This window comes from uncultured Thiocystis sp., assembly GCF_903866365.1.
In the GTDB taxonomy this organism is placed as follows: domain Bacteria; phylum Pseudomonadota; class Gammaproteobacteria; order Chromatiales; family Chromatiaceae; genus Chromatium.
This window is the reverse complement of sequence record NZ_CAIPNF010000018.1, coordinates 1-8,774: the sequence shown is the minus strand read 5'-3', so window position 1 is coordinate 8,774 and position 8,774 is coordinate 1. Positions and strand designations below refer to the sequence as shown.

5 protein-coding genes are annotated in these 8,774 nt (G+C 60.8%); 2 read left to right on the top strand and 3 right to left on the bottom strand.

The annotated features are described in order from the left end of the window. From QZY07_RS00830 to QZY07_RS00820, 3 genes are all read right to left on the bottom strand, one after another. Positions 1 to 918 (bottom strand): DnaJ domain-containing protein (locus QZY07_RS00830; protein WP_295399032.1); only part of this gene is annotated, 918 nt, incomplete at its 3' end. A gap of 165 nt (positions 919 to 1,083) precedes the next feature. Beyond that, positions 1,084 to 3,396: a polysaccharide biosynthesis tyrosine autokinase gene (locus QZY07_RS00825; RefSeq protein ID WP_295399030.1), complete on the bottom strand. Its 2,313-nt coding sequence runs from the start codon at positions 3,394 to 3,396 to the stop codon at positions 1,084 to 1,086. Between the two features lie 110 nt (positions 3,397 to 3,506). Beyond that, positions 3,507 to 4,094, bottom strand: coding sequence for a polysaccharide biosynthesis/export family protein (locus QZY07_RS00820; RefSeq protein WP_295399028.1), 588 nt, complete (start codon positions 4,092 to 4,094; stop codon positions 3,507 to 3,509). A gap of 825 nt (positions 4,095 to 4,919) precedes the next feature. Between QZY07_RS00820 and QZY07_RS00815 the strand changes: the two genes are divergently transcribed. Next, positions 4,920 to 6,359, top strand: coding sequence for an O-antigen ligase family protein (locus QZY07_RS00815; RefSeq protein ID WP_295399026.1), 1,440 nt, complete (start codon positions 4,920 to 4,922; stop codon positions 6,357 to 6,359). A 99-nt stretch (positions 6,360 to 6,458) separates the two neighbouring features. Continuing rightward, the gene (locus QZY07_RS00810) at positions 6,459 to 8,705 is read left to right on the top strand and encodes a patatin-like phospholipase family protein (RefSeq protein ID WP_295399024.1); all 2,247 of its coding nucleotides are present in this window, start codon (positions 6,459 to 6,461) and stop codon (positions 8,703 to 8,705) included. The last annotated feature ends 69 nt before the right edge of the window (positions 8,706 to 8,774 follow it).

The following is an 8,774-nucleotide window of genomic DNA, read 5'->3' as shown; positions in this document are numbered from 1 at the left end:
GATCCGTTGCGCCTCCGCACGTTGGGCTTCGACGCGTTGCGCCTCGGCGCGTTGCGTTTCGATCCGTTGCGCTTCGACACGCTGGGTCTCGGCGCGTTGCGCTTCGATGCGCTGGGCCTCGGCGCGCTGCGTTTCGTTCCGTTGCGCTTCGGCACGCTGCGCCTCGGCACGTTGCGTTTCGATCCGTTGCGCTTCGATACGCTGGGTCTCGGCGCGTTGCGCGTCGATCCGCTGAGCTTCGGCGCGTTGCGTCTCTGTGCGCGGCGCTTCGATGTGTTTCGCCTCGGCAGGTTGCGCTTCGATGCGCTGAATTTCGGCAGGCTGGACCTCGGCGAGTTGCGCTTCGCGAGCGCCCGTATCCTGATCCAGGTGATTCGGTTTCGGCTGTATCCCTCGGTTTGCATCGAGGGAGGGGGGCATGACAGGGGTCGTGTCGATCCGTAACCGCACAACAAACACGCTAACCATCAGGCCAAACCCGATCAGCAATCCAGCGGAAACAACTTGCCATCGCTTCGACGCGGCATTTGTTGATCGGCTGTCGTGGGATGATGACGCGAAGATCGATTTGGTGGGCAGAAAAAACGTGCGAACGTCAGTTGGCGGGTAGGTCGTTACCGCGAGGGTGGCTAATTGCTCATCGTATAGCCGCCGCGTCTCCGCGCCGCGTAAGGTGCTGTAAGCGTCATTGATTCGGGCGGTGAAGGTGCTGTCAAGCTCTGCTTCAGCCGTGGGACGGTCCGGATGAAACAGGCGAACCAGCAGTTGATAGTGCAGGCGCACGGTTGCTTCGGATGCGTGCCGGGAAAGTCCAAGGAGACGGTAATGGTCCGCCTCCGGAACCACCAGAACCTGTCGGATGAAGAACCGGGCGGCCTTCTCGATGTCGGCGGGTGTCTGACCGAGCTTGAGCGCCACGGACTCGATGTTTTGGGGCGAGAGGGCGGCCGCGAAATCGCTCAGCAGGCTGTCGAATACGTCCGGGAGAGGTTGCCTCGGCTCGGTCAGATGCCGATAGCGCAGCGGATGCCGATAAAAATCGAGTGCAAGGATGAGAAGTTCTGGCGCCATTGGAGTGAGCCATCAAGAGGCCGTTTCCAGCGGCAGTTGGACCGCCGGATTGTCTTTGGCTCCATAGTTGTAGGTGTAGTGGTAATCATAGCTGTAGCCATAGCCATAGCCATAGCCATAGCCAGTGCCGGCCTTGCCGAATTTTGTCAGAACGGCGCCGAGCAGATTGACGTTTGCGTCGCGCAGTCGCTTGATGGAGCCATCGAGCGCGCCGATCCGCGTGACGCCGGCGTCGACGGTGAAGATGGTTGCCCTGGCGAGACTGGCGAGCACGAGGGCGTCGGCGAGGCCGATAATCGGCGGGCTGTCGATGATCACATAGTCGAAACGTTCGGCGGTGATTCGGACGAGGTCGAGCATCTTGGCGCTGGAGAGTAACTCAACCGGATTCGGTGGCAAGGGGCCGCTGGTCATGACGAAGAGGCCCTTGACTTGTGTCGGCTGGGCGATTTCCGCCGCCTTGGTATTGCCCGCAAGATAATTCGTCAGCCCGCTGGAGTTCGGTAGCGTGAATATCTTGTGTACGGACGGATTGCGTAAGTCGCCGTCGATCAGGAGTACCTTGCTCCCCGTTTGGGCGAAGGTGATGGCGGTGCTGGTGGCGACGGTCGTTTTGCCTTCGCCTGGGCTGGAGCTGGTGATGTGGATGATTTTGGGCGCGCCCTCGGCGGTGGAGAAGACCAGCGACGTTCGGAGCGAACGGAAGGCTTCCGACAACGGACTTTTGGGGTCTTTGTGCGCGAGCAGCGCGATGTCGTTGGCCGCGCTTTTCTGTGTCTGTGGCTGGATGTACGGGATGATCCCAAGCACCGGCGCGCCGATCCGCTTTTCCACGTCGGCGCTGGTTTTGATCGTGTCGTCGAGCGTCTCGAACAGGAACGCAAGCAGCGCGCCGCCGAACAGGCCGAGGGCGATGGCGATGGCGAGATTCAGTTTGGTTGAGGGCTTGTATTTCTTTTGCGGCGTTTCCGCGACGTCAACGACGGCGATATTGTTGGAGCCGATCCCCGCGACCACCCCGACTTCCTTCATGCGCTGGAGGAGGCCGTCGTAGAGTTCGCGATTCGTGTCGACCTCTCGTTTGAGGGTCTGGTAGTCGGTGCTGCGATCCTGCAGATCGAGGATCTCCTGCTTGATCTCGCTGGTCCGCTGGGTGAGCTTGGCTTCCTGTCTGACCTTGGCCTCGAAGATGCTTTTCACCGATCCGGCGATCGCCGCCGACTCCGTGTGGATCTGCTGGCTGGCCTCCGCGATCTGGCGCTGGAGTTCCTGCATGGAGGGGTAGCCGGGTTTGAACAGCTTGAGCTGTTCCTGATAGCGCGTCTCCAGCTCCGCCTTGCGTTCCTTGAGCTTCTGGATCAGGGGGCTGTCGATCACGGCCCCGGTGTTGAATGCGCCGTTGTCCAGGAGCCCCTGATACTCCGCTTCGGCCTTGATCCGCTCCGCTTCCGCCTTGATTAACTCGGAACTCATTTCGTTGAGTTTTTTCAGGTAAATCGCGACCCGGTCGTCCAGGTTGACGATCTCGCGTTCACGCGCGTAGGTCAGTAGCCGCCGCTCCGAGTCTTCAAGATTGGCCCGGATTTGCTGGATCTGCTCTGCGAGGAAGGTTTTGGCATAGGAGGTTGCCTCAAAGCGTCGCTCCAGGCTGGTGTTGACGAAGTTGCTGGCCACGGCATTCGCGATCTCCGCCGCTTCCTGCGGGTCGGGACTGTCGTAATTCACGCGCACGAGCCGGGAGTTCTTGAGCGGCGCGACGGTCAGATTGCTCAGGAAAAGCGTCTCCAGGTCGGGCGCTTTTTCCTCAACCGGTGCGGTGTCGCTGGACATCCAGCCGGTCGCGGTCTGGGCCAGACCGGAGAGAAAAGAGTCTTTTTTCTCGCCGACGAAGCTTGGCGAGGATTCCAGCCCGAGCTGGTCGATAATCCGTCGCGCAAGGCTGCGACTTTGCAGCAATTCGTATTGCGTTTGATAGAAATCTTGCGACGAGTCCATGGCCTCCGATGGGGTGACGCTTTGATATTCAACTACTTTGTTGTCTTCGCGTTCAATCTGGAGCAGGAGCGTAGCGCGGTAAATCGGGGTCGCCAGAAAGCTGTAAAGGAGGGCGACGATCATCGCCACAACCAGCGTGGTGACAATGGTCCAGCGGCGGCGCACGAGCAGATTCCAGATCTCGCGCAGATCGATGACATCCTCGTCCTCCGGCTCCGCCCTGGCTGCCTGGAGCATCCCGCTCAGGCGCTGAAGCTCCTTGCGTTGCGTGGCGAGTTCTAGCTGGTAGTTCGGCGGGATCGCGCCTTCCGCGTTGCTTTCGTTTGTCATCCTAATGCTTCAGCCTCGGATCAATGGTACACCGCGTTCAGAGTGACATGCGTCGTTTCGAATGGTCGGCCAGGTTGGCGACAGCCGGTCGGCGTTGGAGTTGACACGGTTTAGATTGGCCGCACGAATCCGCGGATGGTGCCCGTGACGTTCTTGATCAGCGCGGCGCTGCCTGATTGAGGAATCACGATGCGATCGTCGCCGATGACCACCGGATCCTGAAGGTCGCCTTCATGGATCATTTTGAGGTTGATGACGTAGGCCTGCGCAGGGCCATGTTGGCCCCTAAAAAGGATCACTTCCTTGGTATTCGCTAACTCGTCGACCCCGCCAGCCAGGGCGACCGCCTGCAGCAGCGTAGTGTAACCCGTCAGGGGAAAGACCCCAGGTGATTTAACAGAACCTGTGACGGTCACTTTTTGGCTTGCATATTCCTCGACGAAGACATTGACTTGCGGATCCTGTAGATAATCCTTCCCCAAAATCTCGGTGATCCGGTCTTCCGCCTCCTTCGGCGTCAGGCCGCCAACCATCACCGGACCGATCAACGGCATGACGATGGAGCCATCCTGACTGACGCGCTCCTTGCTGGATAATTCGTCCACCCGAAATACCTCGACCTTGAGGAGATCCTGTGGGCCGATGCGGTAGATGCCGGTCGTCCCTGGGTTGGGCGGAAGGCCGAGGACCATGGGCATGGAGCCTGCTGCTTGGATGTCCTGGGATGGTTGGGGTGGGGCGGCGACGGCGGATGAGCGCGCTCTGGACGTTGAGCAGGCGAGCAGGCTTAAACAAATCGATGCCGCAAGGATGAACCTGAGTGCTTTAATCATTATTAAGTGTGTGCTAAGAAGCGGGATGGTGTGAGGTGATGCATGTCCAGGGCGGGCACTTGGCAATGTGTTCTCGAATCCGCTAACATCATCGCCTGCTTTAATCTGGCAAGCAAGAACTCTGTGGCTTGGTATGGGGTTGTGAAATTGCAATCGGTTACAGCATCTTGCATTGTTGGCTTCCCACGATCTGCGACAGGCCGCCCTGCGGGGTGGGCCGGGCACATTGGTTTTGTACGCTCATTCCGCCCTGGCTTTTGGGACATTGGTCATATGGCCGTCTCAAGTGAGTTTCGGGCAAGACGATGCCGATCGTCCCTTCACGTTAACCCCTTCTCGACTTCGCTCAGGACGCCCTTGCTCGAAAGAACGGACAATCCTGGGTCGTCCAACATTTAATCCGTGGCGCGGAAAGTGACAAAAAAGCAAAAAAACCAATTGAATTATTTATGATTTTTTCCGGAAATCGCTTGAGTTCAAAGAGTTGATCCATTGGCAACATCGCAGCATCCTTTAGAAGATCCTACGCCTGAGCTCGTCGCGTTTTTGGTTCAAGAGGCTCCGCCTCCCGCGAACCGTGACGTCAAGCCAGCGCTCCGGAAAGCTCGCAGCGCGCCGTTGAAAACGGAGCGCGCCCGCTCGGGAGTGTCCGCTCACGCGGCGATTCTTTCGCTGATGACGGCGATTTTGTTGTTCGCACCTTTGTTTCGTGCCGGGAACCTCCCGCTCGCACTCCTTGCTCTGGAACTCCTCGCGCTTGCGATCTTGGCGATCCTGGTCTGGAAGTTCCCGCGCGCAATGCTGACGCCGCGTGAACTGCTGGCATTGAGCCTGCTGTTGATCATCCCGCTGCTCTACCTGATTCCGCTACCTGCCGCCGTGGGCCATCTGCTCCCCGGGAGAGAGCTCTATCGTGTCTCGCTGTCTCTGCTCGACCTTGATGGTTTCCCGATGCGTCTGTCGATCGTGCCGCTGGAGACTCAAGCCGCGTTTCTCGCGCTGTTGTTGCCTGTCGCGGTGTTTTTGGGCACGCGATCATTGGATGCGAATCGCATTTTCACGCTCGTTTTACTGCTCATCGGTATCGCGGCGGGCGAGGCCATCCTTGGCTTGATGCAGTTCGGCGCGGGCAAGGAAAGCGGTCTCTATCTGGGGATGGACTTCACGCACTTCGGCAGTGCCGTGGGGACCTATACCAATCGTAATCATCTGGCAGGGCTCCTCGAAATGGTGCTGCCGGTGACGCTTGGGTTGTTTTTCTATTCCATGGGACGCGAGGACCACGAACGGACCCGAAGTTGGCGCCGTCGCGTGTCTTTCTTCAGTTCCATGCAAGGTCACCAAGCCTTTATCTACGCGGCCTTGGCGCTGCTTCTGCTCGTTGGCGCGATTTTTACCCGCTCGCGTACCGGTGTCGCGCTGGTCATGCTGGGCGTGCTGCTGGTCACCTTTGGGTTTGCGCGGCGGATTGGCGGGGACAATGTCTACGGAGCGGCGGGGACTGTCGTTGCCTTCGCGTTGGGGATCGGGGTCGTGATCGGTTTGGCTCCGGTGCTTGATCGGTTTTCCGAACTGGATCCCATGGAGGATCTCCGCTGGACAATGTTCTCGGCGACCATCGACGGGATCGGCGCGTTTTTCCCGCTGGGCAGCGGTCCAGGCAGCTATGCGGACGTTTTTCCTGCCTTTCAGTCCGTTGAACTCGGCCCATGGTTCGTGAATTATGCGCACAATGACTATCTTCAGTGGCTGTTCGAGGGCGGTCTCCTCGCCGCGCTCCTGATTCTGTTCCTGCTTGGCCTGTATTTTTTCCAGTGGGGCAAGATCTGGACGCGGGATATCTGGTCGAAATTTCGCTTTGTCCAGATCGGTGCGGGGATCGGTCTGTTTCTCATGCTGCTCCACTCACTGGTGGACTACAATCTGCACATGCCCGCCAACATGGTTTACTTCGCTTTTCTTGCGGGGGTCTTTTTTAGCGATGCCGACGCTGACTCGGCGGTCGCCAAGCGACGCCGCAGGCAGCGTCGCACGCCTGATCTGGTGGTCGACCCGCCGCAAACGAATGCGGATTCCGTTCCACCCTCTGGTCCGCACCCCGAGCAAATTCCGAACCCGCTTCTTGACTGATTCGAGCAGGATGCGCCGATGCCGATGCGGCGCTGTCTTCGCGAGACAGGTTTTCCGCCTGCCGATGCCCCTTGTCCACTGGATTCTGACGAGACACCTATGAGACGGACGCTATTCGCTTTTTTTATCATCCTGTTCGTGGCACTGTCGTTGACGGTTCCAACGGGCGCGCTGGTCGCCGCCAACGGCGATCCGTCGCGTCCCCGCATCGGCCTGGTGCTGGCCGGCGGCGGCGCGAAAGGCTCGGCGCATATCGGCGTGCTTAAGGTTCTGGAGGAGCTGCGTATCCCTATCCATGCCATCGCGGGCACCAGCATGGGTTCGTTGGTGGGCGGGGTCTATGCGGCGGGCGTGCCAGCGGATGAGCTGGAACGGCGGGTGACGCAGGTGGACTGGGGCGCGCTGTTCGACGACAACCCGCCGCGCGAGACATGGCCGGCGCGGCGCAAGGAGACGTCCTTCAACCCGACCTGGAATTTCACGATCGGGGTGCGCGACGGCAATCTGCGACTGCCCAAGGGCGCCATCTCGGGTCAGAAGGTCCAGTTATTCTTCAACGATCTGGTCAAGGGCGTGGAAACGGCTCCGAATTTCGATGCGCTGCCGATCCCGTTTCGGGCCGTCGCCACCGACCTGGAAAATGGCGAGATGGTGGTCTTCGACCGGGGTCCGCTGCCGGTCGCCATGCGCGCCAGCATGGCGGTGCCCGGCGTGTTCGCGCCCATGGAATGGGACGGACACATCTACGTGGACGGCGGACTGGTGCGCAACCTGCCGGTCGACGTGGCGCGTTCGATGGGTGTCGATACGCTCATCGTGGTCAACCTGGGATCCGGGTTTCTCCCGCGCGAGCAGCTTGGCAGCATTCTCGGCATCACCGGTCAGATGATCGCCATCCTGACCGAGCAGAACGTGGAAGCCTCGCTCAAACAGATCGATCCCAAGCGCGATGTGCTGATCGTCCCGGACCTGGGCGACATCGGCTCCGGCGATTTCGCGCGCGCCGCCGAGGCGATCGCCACCGGCGTGACGGCGGCCCGCAAGGCCGCTCCCAGGCTGGCGCGCTACCGTCTGAGCGAGGCCGAGTACGCGGCCTGGAAGCGCGAGCGTTTTGGCCCCGGCCAACCAGTGCAGCGCGTGGGCGAGGTCCGGATCGCGGGTCTGGAGCGGGTGAACGCGGGCGTCTTCGAGGGTCTGATCGAGGACCAGTCGCATCGCCCCTTCGACCGCGCGCGGCTGGACGACGAAATCCAGAAGGTCTACGGACGCGGCGACTTCGAGCGGATCAGCTACCGCTTCGAGCCCCAGCGCGACGGCGCCGATCTGCTCATCGTCGATGCGGTCGAGAAGGCGTGGGGACCGGGCTATCTGGGATTCGGGCTGGGTCTGGCGTCCGATAATCAGGGCGACAGCCGTTTCGGATTGCGCGCGACCTACGACCAGACCTGGGTCAACCAGCTTGGAGCCGAATGGAGCACCGAGCTGACGCTTGGCAATGCACCCAGTATTCACACCGAATTCTACCAGCCGCTGGATCTCGACCGCGCCGCCTTCGTCGCGCCTTTCCTGGATTACAGCCAGAGTCCCTACGGCGTGTTTGTCGGAGATCAACGGGTGGCGCGCTACGATGTGACACGGGTGCGGGTCGGCGCGGATGTTGGTACCACGCTGCGGGGCGTGGAGTTGCGGGTCGGTCCCTATGTCGGCCAAACCGAGGTCGCGCTGGACACCGGTTCGCTCGAACTTCCGGAGGATCGGATCACCGATACCGGTCTGCGCGGGCGGATCGTCTACGACACGCTCGACAGCGCCGGAGCGCCGCGCTCGGGCATCCGGCTCGCGCTGGAGTCGCTGAGTCCGCTCGCCGCGCTGGGGTCGGATGTCGACTACACTCGCGCGCTGCTGAGCGCCGCCACCGCCCACAGTTTCGGGGCCAATACGATCGCCGCAAAACTTCGGGCCGGGAGCAGCTTTGGCGCCACCATGCCGTATTACGACCAGTTTCCGCTGGGTGGCTTTCTCAAACTCTCCGGCTTCGCCAATGAGCAGTTCCGCGGCAACGACATGGCCTTCGGCGCGCTCGCCTACTATCGCCAGATCGCCTCGCTGCCGCCGCCGATCGGTCGCGGGCTCTATCTGGGCGCCTCGCTGGAGGGCGGCTGGCTTTCGGATGGCGTCGTCCACAATACGAGAACGGGCGAGGATGTGATCCTGAGCCCGGAGGCAACCCGTTTCGGCGGGAGCATTTTCTTCGGCTCGGATACCTGGATCGGACCGGCCTATCTGGGGCTCGGGTTGTCGGAGACCGGCGACAGCACGATCTATGTGCTGATCGGGAATCCGTAAGGAAAGCGCCTGTCGCCCGCCAGCGGGCTCCCACGGGGTTTGACGCTTGGCAAAGTCATGTCCGGAATT